Genomic DNA, 21,094 nt, shown 5'->3' with positions numbered 1-21,094 from the left:
GAAAGGAGAGAGTGCTATGTTTAAGTATAATGTCCGAGGAGAAAATATTGAGGTTACAGAACCGATTCGCAGCTACGCCGAGAAAAAATTAGGCAGACTGGAAAAATACTTTAGCAACGTGCCTGAAACAACTGCGCATGTCAATTTGAAAGTATATCCATTCCCAGCCGAAAAATCTGCTAAGGTGGAAGTTACGGTTCCGCTACCTTTCCTGGTTTTAAGAGCCGAAGAGACTTCCAACGATCTATACGGAAGCATCGATTTGGTCGTGGACAAACTTGAACGCCAAGTCCGTAAGTACAAGACGAAGATTCACCGCAAATCCAGAGAGAGAGGATTTGATATCGGTAACGAGCCGAATCTGATCGAAGAAAAAATGGAAGACGATGAGAATCCGCTTGAAATCGTCCGCACTAAACGTCTTTCCCTCAAACCGATGGACAGTGAAGAAGCTGTATTACAGATGAATATGCTTGGACACAACTTCTTTATCTTCGAAGATGCTGAAACGAACGGCACAAGTATCGTGTACCGCCGAAAAGACGGCAAATTCGGTCTGATCGAAACTGACTAAATCTGAAAATAACTTCCCCCGCCCCTAATAAACGGCGGGGGGCTTTTTTTTTTGGCAACAGGTGTAAGGTTTTGTTGATGGGGAGTAGTTCACATTAATTAAAAGTAATGATAGAATAGTAGAGATAAAAGAATTATTTTTGCATCAGCAACGCAAGACTTATACACGAATGCATACCCAGTGAAAATGATTGCTGGAATGAAATCAGACAGCAAGAGGAGATATAGAATGGCCAACTTTTTAAAGAAACTCATCGAGAATGATAAGAAAGAGCTACGTTCCTTGGAAGGAGTAGCGGATAAAGTCATCTCCTACGCGGATCGAATGGCCGCTTTGGATGATGAAGAATTGCGCGAGCTGACCGAATCGTATAAAGAACGCTATAAAAAAGGGGAGTCTTTGGATGAGCTTCTGCCAGAAGCATTTGCGATAGTCCGCGAAGGCGCAAAACGCGTCTTGGGACTGTATCCTTATAAAGTGCAGATTATGGGGGGGCTTACCCTACATAAAGGCAATATCGCTGAAATGAAGACCGGTGAAGGTAAAACCTTGACCGCGACGATGCCTGTTTACCTGAACGCCTTATCTGGCGAAGGTGTGCACGTTGTCACAGTCAATGAATATTTGGCAAGCCGTGATGCGGTCGAGATGGGCGAATTGTACCGTTTTCTGGGGTTGACTGTTGGTTTGAACACAAACGGAAAGTCTTCGGAAGAAAAAAGAGAAGCCTATAACTGCGACATCACTTACAGCACCAACAATGAATTGGGCTTCGATTATTTGCGCGACAACATGGTCGTCTACAAAAATCAAATGGTGCAACGCCCGTTGAACTTTGCGGTCGTCGATGAGGTCGACTCGATCTTGATTGATGAAGCCCGTACACCATTGATCATTTCCGGACAAGCCGAAAAATCGACAGCACTCTATAACAGAGCCGATTTCTTCGTTAAAGGATTGAAAGAGAATGAAGACTATACGATCGATTTGACATCCAAATCAATCGCATTGACGGATGAAGGCATCGAGAAAGCCGAAAAAACATTCCATTTACCGAACTTGTACGATGTGGATAATACCCGCTTGGTGCATCATTTGGATCAAGCTTTGCGCGCGAACTTCATCATGCTTGTGGATATCGATTACGTAGTGGAAGACGGAAAAGTAAAAATCGTTGACCAGTTCACTGGCCGGATCATGGAAGGCCGCCGTTACTCTGACGGACTTCACCAAGCCATCGAAGCGAAAGAGAACGTCGAAATCGAAAATGAATCGAAAACAATGGCCACCATCACTTTCCAGAACTATTTCCGTATGTACAAAAAACTGTCCGGTATGACCGGTACGGCGAAAACGGAAGAAGAAGAATTCCGGGAAATCTACAACATGAACGTTATCTCGATTCCTACAAACAGACCGATCGTCCGTAACGACTTTCCGGATTTGTTGTACCCATCCTTGAAGAGCAAATTCAGGGCTGTTGTCGTCGACATCAAAGAGCGACATACTAAAGGGCAACCGATCCTTGTCGGTACCGTAGCAGTGGAAACTTCGGAGCTGCTTTCGCACATGTTGAGCCAAGAAAACATTCCGCACCAAGTGTTGAATGCCAAAAATCATTTCCGGGAAGCGGAAATCATCATCGGGGCCGGTCAACCCGGAGCCGTCACGATCGCCACCAACATGGCCGGCCGTGGTACCGACATCAAGCTAGGTAAAGGCGTCAAGGAATTAGGCGGTCTCTGCGTCATCGGTACCGAACGCCATGAATCACGCCGGATCGATAACCAACTGCGTGGACGTTCCGGCCGTCAAGGGGATCCCGGCGAAACGCAATTTTACCTGTCGCTGGAAGACGACTTGATGAGACGCTTCGGATCGGAACGCATCCAACAAGTCTGGAGCAAATTGAATTTGGATGATGAAGCAGAAGATGTGGTCATCCAAAGCAAAATGCTTTCCAAACAAGTGGAATCAGCCCAGAAACGAGTGGAAGGCAATAACTACGATACCCGTAAAAACGTACTGGAATACGATGAAGTCATGCGTGAACAACGTGAAATCATCTATGGACAGCGTCTGGAAGTCATCAACGAAACCGAATCGTTGAAATATGTCGCAACAGCTATGATTAAACGTGCGATTGCGCGTGTGGTCGAAACGCATACCATCGGTGAAAAGACCACTTGGAACCTGCAAGGGATCCGCGATTTTGCCGGAGCTGCCCTTGTGCATCCCGACAGCGTCAGTTTAGCCGATCTGGAAGGCAAAACTGCGCATGAAATCGAGGAATATTTGGTGGAACGCGCAATGGAAGTTTACAAGACAAAAGAGAAACAATTGAGTCCGGAACAAATATTGGAGTTCGAAAAAGTCGTCATCCTGCGGGTCGTGGACAGCAAATGGACCGATCACATCGATAATATGGATGAGCTGCGCCAAGGGATCGGCTTGCGTTCATACGCACAGAACAATCCGTTGACCGAGTACCAAACCGAAGGCTATGATCGTTTCCAAGAAATGATCGCCACCATCGACTATGATGTCACCCGTATCGTGATGAAATCGGAAATCCGCCAAAATCTGCAACGACAATCAGTAGGCCAAGGCTCTAACATCATGCCGACGCGTGAGACAGTCGCTTCCCAAACGGAGCAACAGGAACAGGCGCGCAGAGCCCAGATTGCCGCAATGAGAATGCAAAAACTGATGGAAATCCAAAAAGCCAAACAAGCGGCTGAAGCAGCAGAAAAACAAGAGTCGCCCACCGAAGAATAACCAGCTGTCTGCGCAATTCACAGCTCAGCCAAAAAAAGCAAGTCAATAACACTAATCGGATACAGCGCCAATCGAGGAGGGTCGGGATAAAAAACAGTAGCTTGTTTTTATCCCGACCCATCCTTCTTTTGTCGAATCTAGGAGGAAATCAAATGGAATTAAGTGAAATCAAAGCAATATTGGAAAGTTCAGAAACAAAAATCTCAAGCTTCAGGAGGTCTCTTTGACTTAGATGGCCTGGAAACGGATATCGCGGAATTCGACGATCGCATGTTGGATCCTGAGTTTTGGAACAATGCCGAAGCGGCGCAGGAAGTCATCAATCAATCGAACCAAATAAAAGTAGTCTACAATACCTACAAGAGTTTGGAAGCGCAGTATGAAGACCTCGAAGTCTTATATGAAATGGTAAAAGAGGATGAAGATCCGGAATACCTAGAAGAATTGACCGAAAAAACGACAGAATTTACGGAAGCGCTGGAAAAATATGAATTGACGATGCTGTTGAACGGACCGCACGACAAATCCAATGCCATTTTGGAAATTCATCCGGGTGCTGGCGGAACGGAATCCCAGGATTGGGGCAGCATGCTTTTCCGCATGTACACGCGTTGGGCCGATAAAAAAGGCTTTGACGTCGAGACGTTGGACTATCAAAGCGGGGATGAAGCCGGAATCAAAAGCGTAACGATCCTTATCAAGGGTTTGAACGCCTATGGTTACCTGCGTTCGGAAAGGGGCGTGCACCGTTTGGTCCGTATCTCGCCGTTCGACTCTGCCGGAAGAAGGCACACCTCTTTTTGTTCGATCGACGTTATGCCGGAGATCGCTGCGGACGATACGGAGATAGAAGTGAATCCGGATGACATCCGTGTGGATACTTATCGCGCCAGCGGAGCAGGCGGACAACACATCAACAAGACGTCCTCAGCTATCCGAATTACACACATCCCGACCGGCGTTGTTGTGGCGAGCCAGGCGCAACGTTCCCAATTCCAGAACAGGGATACCGCTATGGGGATGCTGAAGGCAAAACTGTATCAACTGCAAGAGGAAGAGCGTGAAAAAGAACTGGCAGCCATCCGTGGAGAACAAAAAGAAATCGGTTGGGGTTCGCAGATCCGTTCTTATGTATTCCATCCTTATTCCATGGTAAAAGACCACAGAAGCAGCTATGAAACGGGTAATGTACAGGCCGTCATGGACGGTGATCTGGACGCCTTTATCGATGCCTATCTGAAAATGACGATGGATCAGGAAGAACTGTAAGATCCGCAACGGAATGAAAAATGGCCAAACGTGAGCAGGAATAATGAGGATTCAGCTGGACTTCTGAGAAACTATTGACACATACTTGTAAAGAAACTAAAACAGACATATTTACGCAACGTGCTATAATAGGGAAGCATTCTTGCGGCCACTGAAGCTTTCAGACCGGCAGCAAGGAAAAAAAGAAAAGACAGGTGATAAAATGATTGAAATGCTGAATGTCTCTAAGAAATACAACAACGGCATTACGGCGGTCAATAATCTGAGCGTGAAGATCGAGCAAGGGGAATTTGTTTATATTGTAGGCCCCAGTGGAGCCGGCAAATCAACCTTTGTCAAAATGATGTACCGCGAAGTAAAACCATCCTCAGGAACAGTTCAAGTAGGCAAATATAATTTAACGACCATGAAGGAAAAGGAAATCCCGTTGTTGCGCCGTTTTGTGGGCGTAGTCTTCCAAGATTTCAAACTATTACCGAAACTGACCGTTTACGAAAACATCGCCTACGCGATGGAAGTAGTCGAAAAAAGTCCGAAAGTCATCCAGAAGCGCGTATTGGAAGTGCTTGATTTGGTTGGACTGAAGCACAAAGTCCGGATGTTCCCGAATGAGCTTTCTGGTGGGGAGCAGCAACGGATTGCGATTGCGCGTGCGATTGCGAACATGCCAGGCGTCCTGATTGCGGATGAGCCTACAGGTAACTTGGATCCGGATACGTCGATGGAAATCATGCGCATTCTGGAAGAAATCAACAACCAAGGCACGACAATTCTGATGGCAACCCATAACAGCCAAATCGTTAATGACATCAAACACCGTGTATTAGCAATTGAGAATGGCCGTATTGTCCGAGATCAACAAGAAGGAGAATATGGATATGAAATTTAGAACATTTATGAGACACATAAGGGATGCGTTCAAAAGCCTGTTCCGGAATGGCTGGATGTCGATAGCTTCAATCAGTGCAGTGGCGCTGACTTTGCTGCTTGTGGGCTCCTTTACCGGGATTCTCTTGAACGTGAACAAATTGGCTTCCGACGTCGAAAATGATGTGAGTGTAAAAGTTTATATCGATCTGGCGGCCGATCCGGCCGCGCAGGAAGCGCTGAAGACGGAACTGGAGAACATCGCCAATGTGGAATCGATCAGTTTCTCAAGCAAGGACGAGGAATTGGATAAAATCATCGGCAGCTACGGCGATGAGTTCGACCTGTTCGGTGGGGATGCCAATCCGTTGTATGATGCGTATGTCCTGAATACGACGGCTCCCGAGCAGACGAAAGCGGTAGCTGAAGCAGCATCCGCCATGCAGTATGTCACTCAGGTCGAATACGGCGGTGCCACAGCTGATAAGTTGTTTGAGACGATTGCGACGATCCGTACGATCGGGCTCGTCATCATCATCGGCTTGTTGTTGGTTGCCGTATTCCTGATTTCCAACACAATCCGAATCACCATCTTCTCCCGCAGCACGGAGATCGAAATCATGCGTTTGGTGGGCGCAAAAAACAGCTTCATCAGATGGCCTTTCCTGATTGAAGGAGCCATTATCGGATTGATAGGGGCATTGATTCCCATGACTTTCCTCGTGTTCCTTTACCGCTTCATTTTTGATGTGAGCGGGGACTACTTGGCAGGCACAAACTTCGGGCTCTTGACTCCGAATCCATTCCTTCTCTACATCAGTCTTCTGATGGTGGGCATCGGCATCTTTATCGGGGCATTTGGTTCCGTATTCTCGATGCGCCGATTCCTGAAAGTTTAAAAAATAATTCGAGTTCAAAAAAGGTTCCAGTCATACAACTGTATGGCTGGAACCTTTTTTCTGATGCATGAAGTGCTGTTTTTGCCCTGAAAACCGACAAGCTACAATTATTATTTTCTTATGCGAATATTGCTCTTGAACCTTACGGAATCTCCTGTACAGCGCACTTTTGGGAGACTTCTGGTTTAAGAAACAAAAAATAGCGAGTAATATCTGAATTGCCGTTTTCCAACATTTTTAGTATGCTGAAAAGGAAGCGAGCCAGACAGGAAGCTTAGGCGCTTAGAATACCGATATTCGTAAAATACATGGGATGGCAGTCGCCATCGCGGACCCCAAAAGGTCAGAGGAGGAAACATGAAAAAGGTTTTGTTAGTGGATGATGAACCATCCATCGTTACATTGTTGGCTTTCAACTTGGAAAAAGACGGCTACGAGGTGACAACTGCCACCGACGGAGCGGAAGGCTACCGCTTGGCCATCTCGAATCCTTTTGACTTCATTATTTTGGACCTGATGCTACCGTCGATGGACGGCATGGACATCTGTAAACGTCTGAGACAGGAAAAATTTGATACACCGATCATGATTTTGACAGCGAAGGATGATGAGTTGGAAAAGATCATCGGCCTGGAGTTGGGTGCGGATGACTATATGACGAAGCCGTTCAGCCCACGCGAAGTGTTGGCCAGGATGAAAGCTATCTTAAGAAGGACAAACAAAACGCTTCCGGCTGAACCGGTTGCGTCTGCCCAACAGAAATTGACGGAAGAGGAAACAGAAAAAATTGAAGTGGGCGAAATCACGATTTTTCCGCAGCTGTACGAAGTTCATGTTGAGGGAGAATTGATCGAAATAACGCCGAAAGAATTTGAATTGTTGCTTTATATGGCGAAGCGCGCCAACCGCATCCTGAGCCGGGAACAGTTGTTGAACGCCATCTGGAATTTTGATTACGCGGGAGAAACGCGCATTGTCGATGTGCACATCAGCCATCTCCGCGAAAAGATCGAAAAAGATACCAAAAATCCGCAATACATCCGCACGGTCCGAGGTTTCGGGTATAAATTCGAGGTAGCTAAGCCATGAAGCAACTGCAATTGCGGATGCTTGCCACATTTGTGCTGATCTTCGCGCTGTTCAGTGTGGCTTTCGGAATATTTCTGGACACAGTGTTAGGAAATTACACGCGGAACTTGCAAAGCGAGCTACTTGTTGAACAGACTCAAATAGTGGGTACACTGCTCCAAAACAGTACGGAGGGAAATGATTGGGTTTTTGTTGAAGAAGAACTGGATAAAATCGATGCTTTCACGGAAGACAGGATCACTTTGGTCGATACCGACGGAGTTGTTCTTTATGATTCGCAGATCACTACAGTTAATCTGGAGAATCATCTGCGCCGGGAAGAAATTCAAGAGGTGCTTTCCGGGGAGGCTTACGGAACAGGTCAGCGAAAGAGCGAAAGCACTAATCAGGAGCTGTATTATGTAGCTGTACCCATCTATGATGAAGCAGGCACCATCGTTGCGATTATCCGATTATCCAGACCGCTGAGCGCCTTGACGGTCAGCCAACGCATCGAACAGTCCCTTTACGTCTTTATCCTATTGGCTTTGGTGGTAGCGTTCATACTCACTTATGCTTTGACGAAGCGTATCGGCAGACCCATCGATGCCGTTATGGACGTCGCCAAAAAACTTTCCGACCACCAATACGATGCGCGCTATAAAGGGAAAGGCTTCGGTGATTTTCAGAAATTGGGTGAAACCATCAATGAACTTGCTGAGAGTCTGGATAACCAAATGAATGAGATCAAGCAAAATGATGAACGGCTTACGGGGTTGATCAATCATTTAGTCATCGGCGTGATGCTTTTGGATGATCAGAAGGAAATCACAATGGTCAATGCCGCTATGCAAGAAATGTTGAGCGAAAGTGAAGAATCATTGGTCGGCAAATCGTATGTTGAGGCAGTAAGCAGTTATGGTCTCAGCCATATGATTGAACGAGCTTACACTTACAGAGAGCCGCAGAATGACGAAATTTATTTTTACTACCCAAAAGATAGGGTAGTGGATGCCAATATCGTGCCGATTACAAGCAAGAAGCCGGGCGAAATGAACCTGATCGTCCTACTCTATGACATAAGCGAAATCCGACGGTTGGAGAAAGTCCGTACCGACTTTGTTGCCAATGCATCCCATGAGCTCCGGACACCCGTCACAGCCTTAAAAGGATTCGCTGAAACTTTGTTGGACGGTGCAATGGAAGATCCCGTCATCCTGAAGCAATTTTTGGAGATTATTTTGGCTGAAAGTACTCGTTTGAATCTGTTGGTGAATGACATATTGGAATTATCGAAGTTGGAACAGCGCCAAGTTCCGCTCACTCTGCAGGAAGTGAACGTATCGGAAGCGGTGTTGGCGACATTCCAATTGGTCAATCAGAAAGTGAAAGAGAAGAACATGACGCTGGAATTAGTTGAAAAAGATTTCGTTACGCTGCATGCGGATCCGAACCGCTTGAAGCAAATATTGGCGAATCTGATCAACAATGCGGTAGTGTATACGCAAGCCGGAGGGCATATCACGGTCACTGTCGAAAAGACGGCGGAGAAAGTCCGTCTGCATGTTGCCGATAATGGGATCGGGATACCGGAAGCCGATTTGGGAAGAGTCTTTGAACGATTCTATCGCGTCGACAGAGCACGTAGCCGCAACTCCGGAGGTACCGGATTAGGCTTATCAATCGTGAAGTATCTGGTTGAAAATATGAACGGAACGGTGACCGTGGCAAGTAAACAGGGGAAAGGAACGACATTTACGGTTACATTGCCTATATAAGAATAGATTCAAATACAAAAGCTTTACAGGCGGAAAACGCGTCTGTAGAGCTTTTTTTCTTGGATTCAGAAGGATCGTTTACAAAACATTTACAAAAAAGAGGGCATCTCAACAAAAACTTTACATGAAACCGCAAGGAAATTAACAATGGACCGTTAATATTAGGGATGTGAACAGGCAATGACGTTCAAATAACCTCAACATAAAGGATGGTAAAAAATGAACTTTGGCAAATTATCTAAATTCGCAATGGCTTTAACTATCGGCGCTACATTGGCAGCTTGTGGCAATGGTGATGGAGGAGACGCAACAACAGAAAGCGGTGCGGCAACAGAAAGCACAACTGCAAGCAATGATATCTTAGTGGATGGATCTTCCACAGTATTCCCGATCATGGAAGCTGTAGCAGAAGAATTTTCAATCGCAAATCCGGATCTCAAAGCTACTATCGGTGTATCCGGCACAGGTGGCGGATTTGAGAAATTCATCGCAGGCGAAACAGACATCAGTAATGCCTCCCGTCCGATCAAAGATGAAGAAATCGCCTTATTAGAAGAAGCCGGCATTGAATATACAGAGTTCCAAATTGCCTTGGACGGCTTGACAGTAGTTGTGAACAGCGATAACGACTGGGTAGATCAATTGACCATCGAAGAATTAGCAATGATCTGGACAGAAGGAACTGGCGTAGAAACATGGGCGGATGTCCGTGAAGGCTGGCCGGAAGAAAAAATCGAGTTGTTCAGCCCAGGTACTGACTCAGGGACGTACGATTACTTTGATGAAGTGATCTTGGATGGCGCACAAATCAACAAAGCAGCTTCATTATCTGAAGATGACAATGTTTTGGTACAAGGTGTTTCCGGATCCGCAAATGCTATCGGGTACTTCGGATATGCATACTTCCTGGAAAACAGTGACATCGTTAAGGCTGTTCCAATCGTAAACGGTACAGGCGAAGCAGTCACACCTAACGATACAACCGTTCAAGATGGATCTTATGAGCCGCTTTCTCGCCCATTGTTCATCTACGTGAAGAACGAGTCATTGAAAAATGAAAATGTTTATGAATTCACGAAATACACTTTGGAGAATGCTGCTGAAATGGCTGCTGAAGTTGGCTATGTAGCACTACCGGCTGAATCTTATGAAGCCGCTTTGACTACACTGGAAGGCTTGAAATAAACAAAACTAAATCAATGACTAAGGGATGTGAGGGAAGCGAGCGTTTTGCTTCCCTTGCATCTCATCTTTATTAGAGGAGAATCAATATGTCCAAATCTGTCAAAGACTTGATGAACGAAAAAAGTTCACGACAAAAATCTTTGCAATTTACAGAAAAAGCAATGCCTCTTTTTTTTCTGGTCTGTGCTACCATTTCAATCCTGACCACCTTTGGGATTGTGTTCACGTTGGCAAAAGAAACGTTCACATTTTTCAGTGACGTTCCGATCCTGGAATTCCTTACCGGAAAAGAGTGGTATCCTTTCTTCAAAAATGATCCCAGTTTTGGGATTTTGCCGTTATTGAGTGGAACATTCTTGATAGCCGGCGTTGCGATGCTCGTCGCGGTACCGCTCGGCCTAGCCTCAGCCATCTATTTGAGCGAATATGCAACCGAACGGACCAGAAAAATCGTCAAGCCGGTTCTGGAGGTTTTGGCCGGAGTTCCTACGGTAGTGTACGGGCTGTTCGCCTTGACTTTCGTTACCCCTTTGCTGCAGACGTTTATCCCGAATCTACCGATATTCAATGCGCTGAGCCCCGGGATTGTCGTGGGGATCATGATCATCCCGCAGATTACGTCCTTATCGGAAGAAGCGATGGGCGCTGTGCCGAACGCCATGCGCGAGGGAGCATTGGCTTTGGGGGCTACCCGTTTGGAAGTGGCGCTTAAAGTTATTTTGCCAGGGTCCTTGTCGGGGATCATCTCATCCATTGTGTTGGGAATCTCACGTGCGGTGGGCGAAACGATGATCGTTTCAACAGCTGCTGGATCCACTCCTAAATTTACGCTTGATGTAACAGAATCCATCCAGACGATGACTTCCTACATCGTTCAGGTCAGTATGGGAGATGCCACATATGGTTCAACTATCTATTATAGTATCTATGCGGTAGGGATGACCTTGTTCCTCTTTACCTTGTTGATGAACCTTTTGGCGAATTATGTGTCTCGTCGTTTTAGGGAGGAATATTGATGAAATTAGTAGAGAAGAACAATAAAAGAATCAATAATCGGCTGATGCTGAATAACGTGTTTAAAGGACTCTTTTTTCTGGCTACCTTTTTTGGTATCGTTGTCTTGGCCATCCTGGTCATACGGATCGTTTCGCAAGGAGCCAGCTACCTTGATTGGGATTTCTTGAGCAATTATGCATCGAGAAAACCGGAAGACGCCGGCATCAAAGCCGCCATCTATGGTACCGTTTGGATTATGTCCATTGTCGCTCCAGTATCCCTCATTCTGGGTGTCGGAACGGCGATCTATCTTGAGGAATATGCTCCCGATAATAAATTTACACACTTCATCGAGTTGAACATTTCGAACCTTTCCGGCGTGCCGTCCATTGTTTTCGGGCTCTTGGGGCTGACGGTATTCGTCCGCTTGCTGGAAATGGGCCGAAGCGTCCTGGCGGGCGGTTTGACCATGAGCTTGATGATTTTGCCTGTAATCGTTGTTTCCAGCCAAGAAGCGATTCGCGCCATTCCAAAGGAACAATATGAGGCCTCTTATGCGATGGGTGCCACGAAATGGCAAACAATCCGGACAGTCGTGCTCCCGGCAGCAGTGCCCGGCATTCTTACCGGATCGATATTGGCTCTCTCAAGGGCGGTCGGGGAGACTGCACCGCTATTGATGATCGGAGCGATGACCTTTATTGCTTTTGTTCCGGAAAGCATCTTATCCGGGTTCACGGCAATGCCAATCCAAATTTTCAACTGGGCAGGACGGCCCCAAGAAGAATTCCAGGCAGTCGCTGCAGCAGGAAGTATTGTCTTGATGCTTATGTTGGTCATCATGAACTCATTAGCGATCTATATTCGCAATAAATTCTCGAAGCGTTATTAAATTAGGAGGGTACTCATTTGAATCCAGAAGTTAGCTTAAAAGATAAAAAAATGATCTACAGCGTGAAAGATTTCAACTTATGGTACGGAGATACACACGCCCTGAAAAACATCCAACTTGATATTCCAACGAAAGAAGTCACGGCGATCATCGGACCATCAGGATGTGGCAAGTCCACTTTCATCAAAACCTTGAATCGGATGGTCGAGTTGGTTCCGATTGTAAAAATGACGGGATCAATCAAATATAATGAACAAAACATTTTTGATCCAAGATACAAAGTGGAACAGCTGCGTACAGATGTGGGGATGGTCTTCCAAAAACCGAACCCTTTCCCAAAATCGATCTATGAAAATATCGCATACGGACCGAAAATCCATGGCATCAGGGACAAAAATGTTCTGGATGAGATTGTCGAAAAAAGCTTGAAGGGTGCAGCTCTTTGGGATGAGGTAAAAGATCGTCTGAAGCAGAATGCCTTTGGGTTATCCGGTGGGCAACAACAACGTTTGTGCATCGCCAGAAGTCTTGCAGTAGAGCCAGAAGTACTTTTGATGGATGAGCCGACTTCCGCATTGGACCCTATTTCGACGTCTAAAGTCGAAGAACTTATCCAGACTTTGAAAAAAGATTACAGCATCATCATCGTTACCCATAATATGCAACAGGCAGCCCGGATTTCGGACCAAACGGCCTTCTTTTTAAATGGAGAAGTGGTAGAATATGATAAGACGGAAATCATTTACTCCAATCCGAATGACAAACGTACAGATGATTATATCTCTGGCAAATTCGGGTAAGACTGGGCTATAATGGGATAAGGGATGCACTGTGATGCATAATGACATGTAACAGGGGGCGAAAAGATGAGAAAGATTTTTGAAGAAGAATTGCAGGATTTGCACGTACTTTTCTCTGAAATGGGAAAAATGGTGAATGAAGCAATCTACATATCTGTTAAAGGTTTTGTGAATCATGATAAAGAGCTTGCTGCGGAAGTAATAGCGAGTGATATCGCCATCAACCAAAGAGAAGCGGAAATCGAGAAAAGATGCTTTGAATTGATTGCGTTGCATCAACCAGTCACCGGCAACCTCCGCAGAATCGTTACCATCATGAAGGCATGCGCGGATTTGGAGCGTATGGCAGATCATGCCGTCAGTATCGCGAAGTCGACTATCCGGGTAAAAGGGAACAAGCGCAATTCCGATATCGAAGCAGCGATTGCTGAACAATCGGAAAAAGTAAAGGTCATGGTGGAGGAAGTACTTGCTGCCTATATCAAAACCGACATTGAAAAAGCCAAAGAAGTTGCGTTGAGCGATAAATTGGTCGATCAAGCCGCCGAACATATCTACGGGCGCGCCATCGAAGAGATGAAACTTGATCCGGAACTCGTTCTGGGAGCGACAGATTACATCATGGTTGCCGGCTATCTCGAGCGGATCGGCGATTATGTAACAAATATTTGTGAATGGATCATTTACCTGGGTACAGGTAAAATCATCGAATTGAACACAAACAACAAATTTGAAGACTGACAGATTTATGGATGTAAGATGAGAAAAGGTAAAGCTAGTAAGACCATGCAATCGGATCCGATTGCATGGCATCTTCCTAGCTTTTTTTTTGTGCTTTTCAGAAATAGCGTCCAAAAGCTGGGGATTGAAAACACTCATGAAAATGTAATATATATTTCTGCACCAGATATAAGACAAGCGTTCCGCCAATTTGTTATAATGTGGATAATCATAGAGTAAATTTACAGAAAAATAACGTAAAATCAACGTTACAATGTTCCATCGATAAAACATATGGTGGATTTACATAAAATTTACAAAAGAGATACGAAACATTTACAAAAATTCGTTACGATGGATAAGTATGTGTTCAAGGTAAATACATGGGAGGTCAACAATGAAATTAAGATATGTTTCAGCCATAGTCAGTCTCGCTGCCGTTTTTGCGCTATCTGCCTGCGGACCTGTAGTCGATGAGGAATCCATCACCGCGGTCGGCTCTTCTGCGCTGCAGCCTTTAGTGGAGGCCGCTGGGGAACAATTCAGTGCGGAAAACCTCGGGAAATTCGTCAATGTCCAAGGCGGTGGTACCGGAACAGGCTTGAGCCAGATTGCTGCAGGTGCGGTCGACATCGGCAATTCGGATATTTTTGCTGAAGAGAGGGAAGGGATCGATGCCAGTCAATTGGTGGACCACCGTGTTGCCATCGTCGGCATCACGCCGATTGTGACGCCAGGCGTCGGTGTGACGGATCTTTCCATGGAAGAGTTGCGCGGCATCTTTACGGGCAAATACAGCAATTGGTCCGAATTGGGCGGAAAGGATCTGCCGATTGTCGTATTGAATCGTGCGAAGGGCAGCGGTACCAGAGCGACATTCGATAAATGGGTTCTGGCCGGAGAAGAAAGCATCATCACTCAAGAGCAGGAATCCAACGGAACCGTCCGTCAGATTGTTGCTTCAACACCAGGCACCATCAGCTATGTATCGTTCTCGTATGTCAATGAAGATGTCGAGGCGCTTTCGATCGATGGGGTGAAGCCGACACCAGAGAACGTTACGACTAACGCATGGGTCATCTGGGCATATGAACACATGTACACGAATGGCGAACCGACTGGATTGACGAAAAAATTCCTGGATTACATGCTGTCCGAGGATGTCCAAGGAAATCTGATCGAGGCGTTGGGATACATTCCTTCCACAGAGATGAAGGTCGATAGGGACATTGAAGGAAACGTAACACCGATCGAATAACAGCAACTGAAATATTATTGTGATGAAAGGCGGCCGCCTTTTCGGAGGTCGGCGCCTTTCGTTGCTGCTCAAAGTTTAAGAGGAGGGTTTCTCTTGGAAATGACACCAGGAAACTTAATGAAAAAGTCAAGTAAACGCAGATTGGAATCATTTGGACGCACCATCAGTCTGATCAGCACTGCAGTCATCGTCTTCATCGTGCTGTCCATTCTATATTTTGTTACCAGCAAAGGGATATCCACCTTTGTTACGGATGGCGTATCACTAGGGGATTTTTTGACGAAAAGCATCTGGAACCCCGGTACCGTCGCTGATGACGGCACACCCCTGGTCGGAGCCTTACCGATGATCGCAGGCTCATTTTTGGTTACTTTGATTTCCGCAGCCTTGGCGACACCGTTCGCCGTAGCTGCAGCCTTGTTCATGACGGAAATATCACCGAAATCCGGGAAAAAAATACTGCAACCGGTCATCGAACTACTTGTCGGTATTCCGTCGGTCGTGTACGGATTCATCGGCTTGACGGTTGTCGTGCCGTTTGTCCGCTCGTTGTTCGGCGGTACCGGATTCGGTATTCTTTCTTCCACCTTGGTCCTGTTCGTCATGATCTTGCCGACCGTGACCAGCATGTCAGTGGATGCTTTGAACGCAGTCCCCCGTCATTACCGGGAAGCTTCCCTTGCTATGGGAGGGACGCGCTGGCAGACCATCTATAAAGTGGTTTTGCGGGCAGCTACCCCAGGCCTTATGACAGCGGTCGTCTTCGGGATGGCGCGTGCTTTCGGAGAAGCTTTGGCTGTTCAGATGGTCATCGGAAATGCGACTTTGATGCCGAACAGCCTGGTGACGCCGGCTTCGACATTGACAAGCATTTTGACGATGAGCATGGGTAACACCGTTATGGGAACTTTGGAAAACAATGTCCTCTGGTCATTGGCGACCATTCTCCTTTTGATGGCTTTATTCTTCAATATTTTGACACGCTACATCGGTAAGAAAGGAGCCGTTAAAAAATGAACATGGATCCCAAAAAAGTAGACAAATTTATGGTCGGCCTGATCTATCTGTTTTCCGGAACGATCATCCTTATTCTGGCAAGTCTGCTGCTCTTTATCTTATGGCGCGGCCTGCCCCAGTTCTCATGGGAATTTCTGACGGCACCGGCAAAGTCCTTCCAAGTAGGCGGCGGAATCGGAGTACAGTTATTCAATTCCTTTTACCTCTTAATCCTGACGATGCTGATCAGCACGCCACTAGCGTTGGGAGCGGCGATTTACCTTTCGGAATATGCACCTCAAAATTGGTTTACCGACATCATCCGTACTGCTATCGAAGTTTTGAGTTCCTTACCGTCAGTTGTAGTCGGACTCTTCGGGTTCCTGATTTTCGTCATCCAATATGATTTTGGCTTCTCGATCCTTTCGGGAGCCTTGTCCCTGACCATCTTCAATCTGCCGCTTTTGACTCGCACGATTGAAGATTCCTTGCGGGCGATCCCATCTTCCCAGCGTGAAGCTGGATTGGCGTTGGGGCTTTCCCGTTGGGAGACAGTGACGTTGATCATTCTGCCGGCTGCTTTGCCGGGTATTCTGACCGGGATGATTTTAGCTGCGGGCCGTATTTTCGGTGAAGCAGCCGCATTGATCTATACAGCCGGGCAGAGCGCTCCGGCTTTGGATTTCACAAACTGGAATCCGCAATCCATCACAAGTCCGTTGAATATTTTCCGACCTGCCGAAACATTGGCTGTACACATCTGGAAAATCAACAGTGAAGGCGTGAAACCGGATGGAGCGCAAGTATCCGCTGGTGCCTCAGCAGTACTGGTGTTGGCGGTCCTCATCTTCAATCTGACCGCCAGAAGTTTGGGCAGAAGATTGCAGAAGAAGGCTACTTCAGCATAGAACCGGAAAATTGATTTGAAGGAGGGACCCTTGATGGGGAATGAAAAAACACTGGAAACGAATATCATCCGGATGCGTCCTGAGGCTGAAGTTACCCTGAAGACAAATGATCTGCATGTTCATTATGGCGATTTTGAAGCAATCAAAGGCGTTTCCATGGAATTTGAAAAGAATAAAATCACCTCGCTGATCGGACCGAGCGGGTGCGGAAAATCCACTTATCTTCGTTCGCTGAACCGGATGAACGACGCTGTTCCCGGCGCAAAGGTGACTGGGGAAATCATTTACCAAGGCATTGATGTGAACGTACCTGAAGTCGATGTATTCGAAGTACGGAAAAATATTGGAATGGTATTCCAAAGACCGAATCCTTTCAGCAAATCGATTTATGAGAACATCGCTTTTGCACTGAGAAGGCACGGCATGAAAGACAAGTCGGCATTGGACGAAATCGTCGAAACCAGCCTGAAACAAGCTGCCCTGTGGGACCAAGTGAAGGATCAGTTAAACAAAAGCGCCTTAGCACTTTCGGGCGGCCAACAGCAACGTCTCTGTATCGCACGGGCGATCGCACTGAAACCGGATATCCTGCTTTTGGATGAACCGGCCAGCGCGTTGGATCCGATATCGACTTCTCAAGTCGAAGAAACCTTGCTGGAGTTGAAGGAAAAGTATACGATTATCATTGTTACACATAATATGCAACAAGCATCGCGGATCAGTGACTATACAGCGTTCTTCTATTTGGGCAATGTCATTGAATATGATGAGACCAGAAAAATCTTTACCCGTCCGAAGATTCAACAGACGGAAGATTATGTTTCTGGGCATTTCGGCTAGGAGGAAAGCAACGTGAACAGCACAAAACCCATTATTGAAACGCGTGATGTACATTTATATTACGGAAAGAACGAAGCGTTGAAGGGCATTTCGCTTGATTTCCATAAAAAAGAAATTACGGCTCTGATCGGGCCGAGCGGATGCGGAAAATCCACCTATTTAAGGACCTTAAATCGTATGAATGACTTGATCCCGGATGTGACGGTCACCGGGAAAATCAGTTTCAATGATCAGGATATCTACAGTCCGCAAATGGATACTGTAGAGTTGCGGAAAAAGGTCGGCATGGTTTTCCAACAACCGAACCCATTTCCATTTTCAGTATTCGACAACGTAGCCTATGGCTTACGCATCGCCGGAATGAAGGACAAAGAAAAAATCGCCCGGATTGTGGAAGAGAGTCTTAAGAAAGCCGCTGTATGGGATGACGTCAAAGATAAATTGGATCAGAGTGCTTTATCTTTGTCAGGAGGACAGCAGCAACGTGTCTGTATCGCCCGGGTCTTGGCGATCGAACCTGAAGTCATTTTGTTGGATGAACCGACGAGCGCGTTGGATCCAATTTCCAGTGCTCAGATCGAACGGATGCTTATGGAATTGAAAAACGAGTACACGATGATTATTGTTACGCACAATATGCAACAAGCATCGCGGATTTCTGATAATACTGCCTTTTTCTTGAGCGGAGAATTAATTGAATTCGGTGAAACCAGCCAAATCTTCACCAATCCAAAGAAAAAACAAACGGAAGATTATATTTCTGGACGTTTCGGCTGATCCGTTGCATAATGAAAAATATTTACAAAGGGGTTGGTTTGTGATGAGACGAGTTTTTGAAGAGGAATTAAAGAGTTTGCACGCTCAATTTTTGAAAATGGGTGTGTTGGTCAACGAAGCGATCCATAAATCAGTGGATGCTTTCGTCACGCATGATAAAGAATTAGCGCAGCAAGTCATAGATGAAGATGCAGCCATCAATGCACTGGAGAACGACTTGGAGCTCGAATGTTTCGAATTGATAGCCTTGCAACAACCAGTCACCACTGACTTACGTAAAATCGTGACCGTGATGAAAGCCAGTGCGGATTTGGAACGGATCGGAGATCATGCGGTCAGTATCGCAAAATCAACGATCAAAGTGAAAGGCAGCAAGCATGATACCGATATCGAAACGGCTATCGCGGAAGCTGCCTTGTTGGTCATGGCGATGGTAAAGGAAGTGCTTGATGCTTACGTCGTCATGGATGTTGAACGGGCACGCGCGATTGCTGCAAGGGATACAGAAATAGATGAACGTGCAAAAAATATCTACGAAAGCTGCATCGAGCAGATGAAACAGGATCCTGACATCATTTTCGGAGGGACCAATTACATGCGCATTTCGACTTATTTGGAAAGAATAGGCGATTATGTAACGAATATCTCCGAGTGGATCATTTACTTGGATTCCGGAGAAGTCGTAGAATTGAATGTCCACCATAAAATTTAATGAGAAAAGCGTTGTGATGCCAAATGAACAGCTACCTGTCAAGTAGACAGTATAAAAAAGTAAAAATGAGTTTTGATTTTAGACTTGTATGATTTTACTCATCATACAAGTCTTTTTTTGTTCGTCCGACGGACGTGGTTAGCTAGCCATTTGATACTGCCGTCGAACAACCATAGGCGATAGACCGCGGAATTTGATCGTAATCCTTCGCCAATTGTAGTAGTCAATGTACTTATCAAGGCCTTGTTCAAGGGCCTCCGTGTGGGAGAATTTATGTCGATAATAATATTCTGCCTTTAAGGTGCCAAAAAAACGTTCAATCGGTTGATTGTCCAGACAACAGCCAGCACGGGACATGCTTTGAGTGAATTTATATTCCCCTATCAATGCTTGATACATATACGAAGTATACTGTGAACCACGATCGCTATGAATCTGGGGTTGCGCGCCGGGATTCTTCTGAAAAGCTTTATCAATCGTCTCTTTGACAAGTTGGTTATCGTTCCTCGTAGATAATTTATGCGCTACGATGGAAAGGTCATAAAGATCAATAACCGCACTCAAATAGGCCTTTTTCCCTTGGGTGTCTTTCACTTCCGTGATATCAGTACACCACTTTTCATTAGGATGTTCTGCTGTGAAATTACGGTTCAAAATGTTCGCCGCTAAATGACTTGGATTGACAGAAGAATAGGTTTTCCGTTTCTTCCGAATTTCTGCTTGAATCCCAAGGATTCGCATAATGCGGCGTACGCTGTTCCAACTGCACTTCACACCCCATTGGGATAGGGTGAGCGTCATCCGACGATAACCATATGTTTTATTCACTTCGGGATCATAGTGGATAAGGAGAATAATTTCCGCCAAAAACTTCTGGTGCTGTTCCTGCTCGGAAACCTCTTGGTTTAACCATTTATAATAGGCGGATCGAGCTACACCCGCAATGTCGCATAATTTTTCAATCGGATATCCCTCTTCTTCATGCAAGGATTGAATGGTTAAATACGCTGGTAAATGACGAACTAACGATAGCCCCTTAACTTCTGCTCGATCTCTTTCAACTTTTTTAAGTAGTCATTTTCCATCTGGAGTTGGCGATTGTTTCGTTTTGCTTCTTTCAATTCGTTTTCTAATCGCTCCACTTCTGACATTTCTTCGACCGTTTTCCGTTTCGTTCCACGACGATCGACTAATCCTTCTTTCCCTTCCAATTCGTATTTCCGTACCCAACTATAAACTTGCTGGTAAGAAACACGGTACTGATCCGCTGCGGTTTGGTAATTTTTTTCATGCGTTAAAGCGAATGAGACAATTTCTAACCGTTCCTCAAGTGTTGTTTTTCTCCCGTTAGCCACAAGCAATCTCCCTTTACTAGTTGATCTATTATCACTAGTATACCGTTGGATCCAGGAGGATAAAAGGGAATCGGAACTAAGATGATACTTCTTCGTCACTTCAGCTTGGGATTGTCCATTTTCTACCTCGCCGATGAGCATTAACTTAAATTTTTCTGAATAATTTTGTTTTACTCTTTGACGTCTCAAACCATCGGTTCCCTCTTCTTTATATCTGCGTACCCAAGAGGAAATCAAACGGTCACTACATTCATACTCCCTTGCTAATCTACTGAAGGAGATGCCTTCCTCTAAATATTTTTTAACGATGTTTACTTTTTCTTCCACAGTCCAACGCCTATTTATTCGCATAAAAAAACCCCCAATAAAGTAGAATAGAAATTTTTGTTATTTCTACTGTCTACTTTATTGGGAGCTTATCA

20 protein-coding genes are annotated in these 21,094 nt (G+C 45.6%); 18 read left to right on the top strand and 2 right to left on the bottom strand.

All coding sequences use genetic code 11. The features are described from left to right. Positions 1–16: 16 nt before the first annotated feature. The 18 genes from hpf to phoU (WBM30_RS04220) all read left to right on the top strand — a co-directional run bounded on the left by hpf (position 17) and on the right by phoU (WBM30_RS04220) (position 19,317). A complete protein-coding gene (gene hpf / locus WBM30_RS04305; protein WP_106449327.1) occupies positions 17–574 on the top strand; it encodes a ribosome hibernation-promoting factor, HPF/YfiA family in 558 nt (185 codons plus the stop codon). A 228-nt stretch (positions 575–802) separates the two neighbouring features. Continuing rightward, positions 803–3,352 (top strand): preprotein translocase subunit SecA, encoded by a 2,550-nt coding sequence (gene secA, locus WBM30_RS04300; RefSeq protein ID WP_424899538.1) that lies wholly within the window; start codon positions 803–805, stop codon positions 3,350–3,352. A 152-nt stretch (positions 3,353–3,504) separates the two neighbouring features. Continuing rightward, a protein-coding gene (gene prfB, locus WBM30_RS04295; RefSeq protein ID WP_199902984.1) for a peptide chain release factor 2 occupies positions 3,505–4,621 on the top strand; the annotation gives its coding sequence in 2 pieces (ribosomal slippage) (positions 3,505–3,576 and positions 3,578–4,621; 1,116 coding nt in all). Positions 4,622–4,823: 202 nt separating this feature from the next. Continuing rightward, a complete protein-coding gene (gene ftsE, locus WBM30_RS04290; RefSeq protein ID WP_086629500.1) occupies positions 4,824–5,510 on the top strand; it encodes a cell division ATP-binding protein FtsE in 687 nt (228 codons plus the stop codon). Beyond that, on the top strand, positions 5,500–6,387 hold the full coding sequence (ftsX, locus tag WBM30_RS04285; RefSeq protein ID WP_424899537.1) for a permease-like cell division protein FtsX: 888 nt from the start codon (positions 5,500–5,502) through the stop codon (positions 6,385–6,387). Before ftsE ends, ftsX begins: the two co-directional genes overlap by 11 nt. 357 nt (positions 6,388–6,744) lie before the next feature. Next, complete coding sequence (locus tag WBM30_RS04280) at positions 6,745–7,476, top strand: response regulator transcription factor (RefSeq protein WP_424899536.1); 732 nt, start codon at positions 6,745–6,747, stop codon at positions 7,474–7,476. Beyond that, the gene (gene pnpS / locus WBM30_RS04275; RefSeq protein WP_424899535.1) at positions 7,473–9,233 is read left to right on the top strand and encodes a two-component system histidine kinase PnpS; all 1,761 of its coding nucleotides are present in this window, start codon (positions 7,473–7,475) and stop codon (positions 9,231–9,233) included. The genes WBM30_RS04280 and pnpS overlap by 4 nt, the downstream gene beginning before the upstream one ends. 219 nt (positions 9,234–9,452) lie before the next feature. Next, a complete protein-coding gene (locus WBM30_RS04270; RefSeq protein WP_424899534.1) occupies positions 9,453–10,418 on the top strand; it encodes a PstS family phosphate ABC transporter substrate-binding protein in 966 nt (321 codons plus the stop codon). Between the two features lie 86 nt (positions 10,419–10,504). Next, positions 10,505–11,434, top strand: a complete 930-nt coding sequence (gene pstC, locus WBM30_RS04265; RefSeq protein ID WP_424899533.1) for a phosphate ABC transporter permease subunit PstC — start codon at positions 10,505–10,507, stop codon at positions 11,432–11,434. After that, positions 11,434–12,306 carry a phosphate ABC transporter permease PstA gene (gene pstA / locus WBM30_RS04260; RefSeq protein WP_424899532.1) on the top strand — a complete coding sequence of 291 codons (873 nt, stop codon included), beginning with the start codon at positions 11,434–11,436 and terminating at the stop codon, positions 12,304–12,306. The genes pstC (WBM30_RS04265) and pstA (WBM30_RS04260) overlap by 1 nt, the downstream gene beginning before the upstream one ends. A 50-nt stretch (positions 12,307–12,356) precedes the next feature. After that, positions 12,357–13,106 carry a phosphate ABC transporter ATP-binding protein PstB gene (gene pstB, locus WBM30_RS04255; protein ID WP_424899546.1) on the top strand — a complete coding sequence of 250 codons (750 nt, stop codon included), beginning with the start codon at positions 12,357–12,359 and terminating at the stop codon, positions 13,104–13,106. Between the two features lie 66 nt (positions 13,107–13,172). Continuing rightward, the gene (phoU, locus tag WBM30_RS04250; protein ID WP_424899531.1) at positions 13,173–13,847 is read left to right on the top strand and encodes a phosphate signaling complex protein PhoU; all 675 of its coding nucleotides are present in this window, start codon (positions 13,173–13,175) and stop codon (positions 13,845–13,847) included. A 376-nt stretch (positions 13,848–14,223) separates the two neighbouring features. Further along, complete coding sequence (locus tag WBM30_RS04245; RefSeq protein ID WP_424899530.1) at positions 14,224–15,084, top strand: phosphate ABC transporter substrate-binding protein PstS family protein; 861 nt, start codon at positions 14,224–14,226, stop codon at positions 15,082–15,084. 99 nt (positions 15,085–15,183) lie between these two features. Continuing rightward, on the top strand, positions 15,184–16,101 hold the full coding sequence (gene pstC, locus WBM30_RS04240; RefSeq protein WP_106449386.1) for a phosphate ABC transporter permease subunit PstC: 918 nt from the start codon (positions 15,184–15,186) through the stop codon (positions 16,099–16,101). Between the two features lie 2 nt (positions 16,102–16,103). Beyond that, positions 16,104–16,988, top strand: a complete 885-nt coding sequence (gene pstA / locus WBM30_RS04235) for a phosphate ABC transporter permease PstA (protein WP_424199872.1) — start codon at positions 16,104–16,106, stop codon at positions 16,986–16,988. Positions 16,989–17,060: 72 nt separating this feature from the next. Further along, on the top strand, positions 17,061–17,828 hold the full coding sequence (pstB, locus tag WBM30_RS04230; RefSeq protein ID WP_424899545.1) for a phosphate ABC transporter ATP-binding protein PstB: 768 nt from the start codon (positions 17,061–17,063) through the stop codon (positions 17,826–17,828). 12 nt (positions 17,829–17,840) lie between these two features. After that, complete coding sequence (gene pstB, locus WBM30_RS04225; protein WP_086629386.1) at positions 17,841–18,605, top strand: phosphate ABC transporter ATP-binding protein PstB; 765 nt, start codon at positions 17,841–17,843, stop codon at positions 18,603–18,605. Positions 18,606–18,648: 43 nt separating this feature from the next. Further along, positions 18,649–19,317 carry a phosphate signaling complex protein PhoU gene (gene phoU, locus WBM30_RS04220; RefSeq protein WP_424899529.1) on the top strand — a complete coding sequence of 223 codons (669 nt, stop codon included), beginning with the start codon at positions 18,649–18,651 and terminating at the stop codon, positions 19,315–19,317. 138 nt (positions 19,318–19,455) lie between these two features. Here phoU (WBM30_RS04220) and WBM30_RS04215 read toward each other — a convergent pair whose 3' ends face one another. Together WBM30_RS04215 and WBM30_RS04210 are read right to left on the bottom strand one after the other, a co-directional pair. Then, positions 19,456–20,304: an IS3 family transposase gene (locus tag WBM30_RS04215; RefSeq protein ID WP_424899528.1), complete on the bottom strand. Its 849-nt coding sequence runs from the start codon at positions 20,302–20,304 to the stop codon at positions 19,456–19,458. 35 nt (positions 20,305–20,339) lie between these two features. Continuing rightward, complete coding sequence (locus tag WBM30_RS04210) at positions 20,340–21,023, bottom strand: transposase (RefSeq protein ID WP_424899527.1); 684 nt, start codon at positions 21,021–21,023, stop codon at positions 20,340–20,342. Between the last annotated feature and the right edge of the window lie 71 nt (positions 21,024–21,094).

This window comes from Trichococcus sp., from assembly GCF_049684335.1.
GTDB lineage: Bacteria > Bacillota > Bacilli > Lactobacillales > Aerococcaceae > Trichococcus.
This window is presented reverse-complemented; position numbering and strand designations above follow the sequence as displayed.

Bases quoted from the DNA above. Each gene is read 5' to 3' on its own strand.
- hpf (WP_106449327.1), top strand. From the start codon at position 17: ATGTTTAAGTATAATGTCCGAGGAGAAAATATTGAGGTTACAGAACCG.
- secA (WP_424899538.1), top strand. From the start codon at position 803: ATGGCCAACTTTTTAAAGAAACTCATCGAGAATGATAAGAAAGAGCTA.
- ftsE (WP_086629500.1), top strand. From the start codon at position 4,824: ATGATTGAAATGCTGAATGTCTCTAAGAAATACAACAACGGCATTACG.
- ftsX (WP_424899537.1), top strand. From the start codon at position 5,500: ATGAAATTTAGAACATTTATGAGACACATAAGGGATGCGTTCAAAAGC.
- WBM30_RS04280 (WP_424899536.1), top strand. From the start codon at position 6,745: ATGAAAAAGGTTTTGTTAGTGGATGATGAACCATCCATCGTTACATTG.
- pnpS (WP_424899535.1), top strand. From the start codon at position 7,473: ATGAAGCAACTGCAATTGCGGATGCTTGCCACATTTGTGCTGATCTTC.
- WBM30_RS04270 (WP_424899534.1), top strand. From the start codon at position 9,453: ATGAACTTTGGCAAATTATCTAAATTCGCAATGGCTTTAACTATCGGC.
- pstC (WP_424899533.1), top strand. From the start codon at position 10,505: ATGTCCAAATCTGTCAAAGACTTGATGAACGAAAAAAGTTCACGACAA.
- pstA (WP_424899532.1), top strand. From the start codon at position 11,434: ATGAAATTAGTAGAGAAGAACAATAAAAGAATCAATAATCGGCTGATG.
- pstB (WP_424899546.1), top strand. From the start codon at position 12,357: ATGATCTACAGCGTGAAAGATTTCAACTTATGGTACGGAGATACACAC.
- phoU (WP_424899531.1), top strand. From the start codon at position 13,173: ATGAGAAAGATTTTTGAAGAAGAATTGCAGGATTTGCACGTACTTTTC.
- WBM30_RS04245 (WP_424899530.1), top strand. From the start codon at position 14,224: ATGAAATTAAGATATGTTTCAGCCATAGTCAGTCTCGCTGCCGTTTTT.
- pstC (WP_106449386.1), top strand. From the start codon at position 15,184: ATGACACCAGGAAACTTAATGAAAAAGTCAAGTAAACGCAGATTGGAA.
- pstA (WP_424199872.1), top strand. From the start codon at position 16,104: ATGGATCCCAAAAAAGTAGACAAATTTATGGTCGGCCTGATCTATCTG.
- pstB (WP_424899545.1), top strand. From the start codon at position 17,061: ATGCGTCCTGAGGCTGAAGTTACCCTGAAGACAAATGATCTGCATGTT.
- phoU (WP_424899529.1), top strand. From the start codon at position 18,649: ATGAGACGAGTTTTTGAAGAGGAATTAAAGAGTTTGCACGCTCAATTT.
- WBM30_RS04210 (WP_424899527.1), bottom strand. From the start codon at position 21,023: ATGCGAATAAATAGGCGTTGGACTGTGGAAGAAAAAGTAAACATCGTT.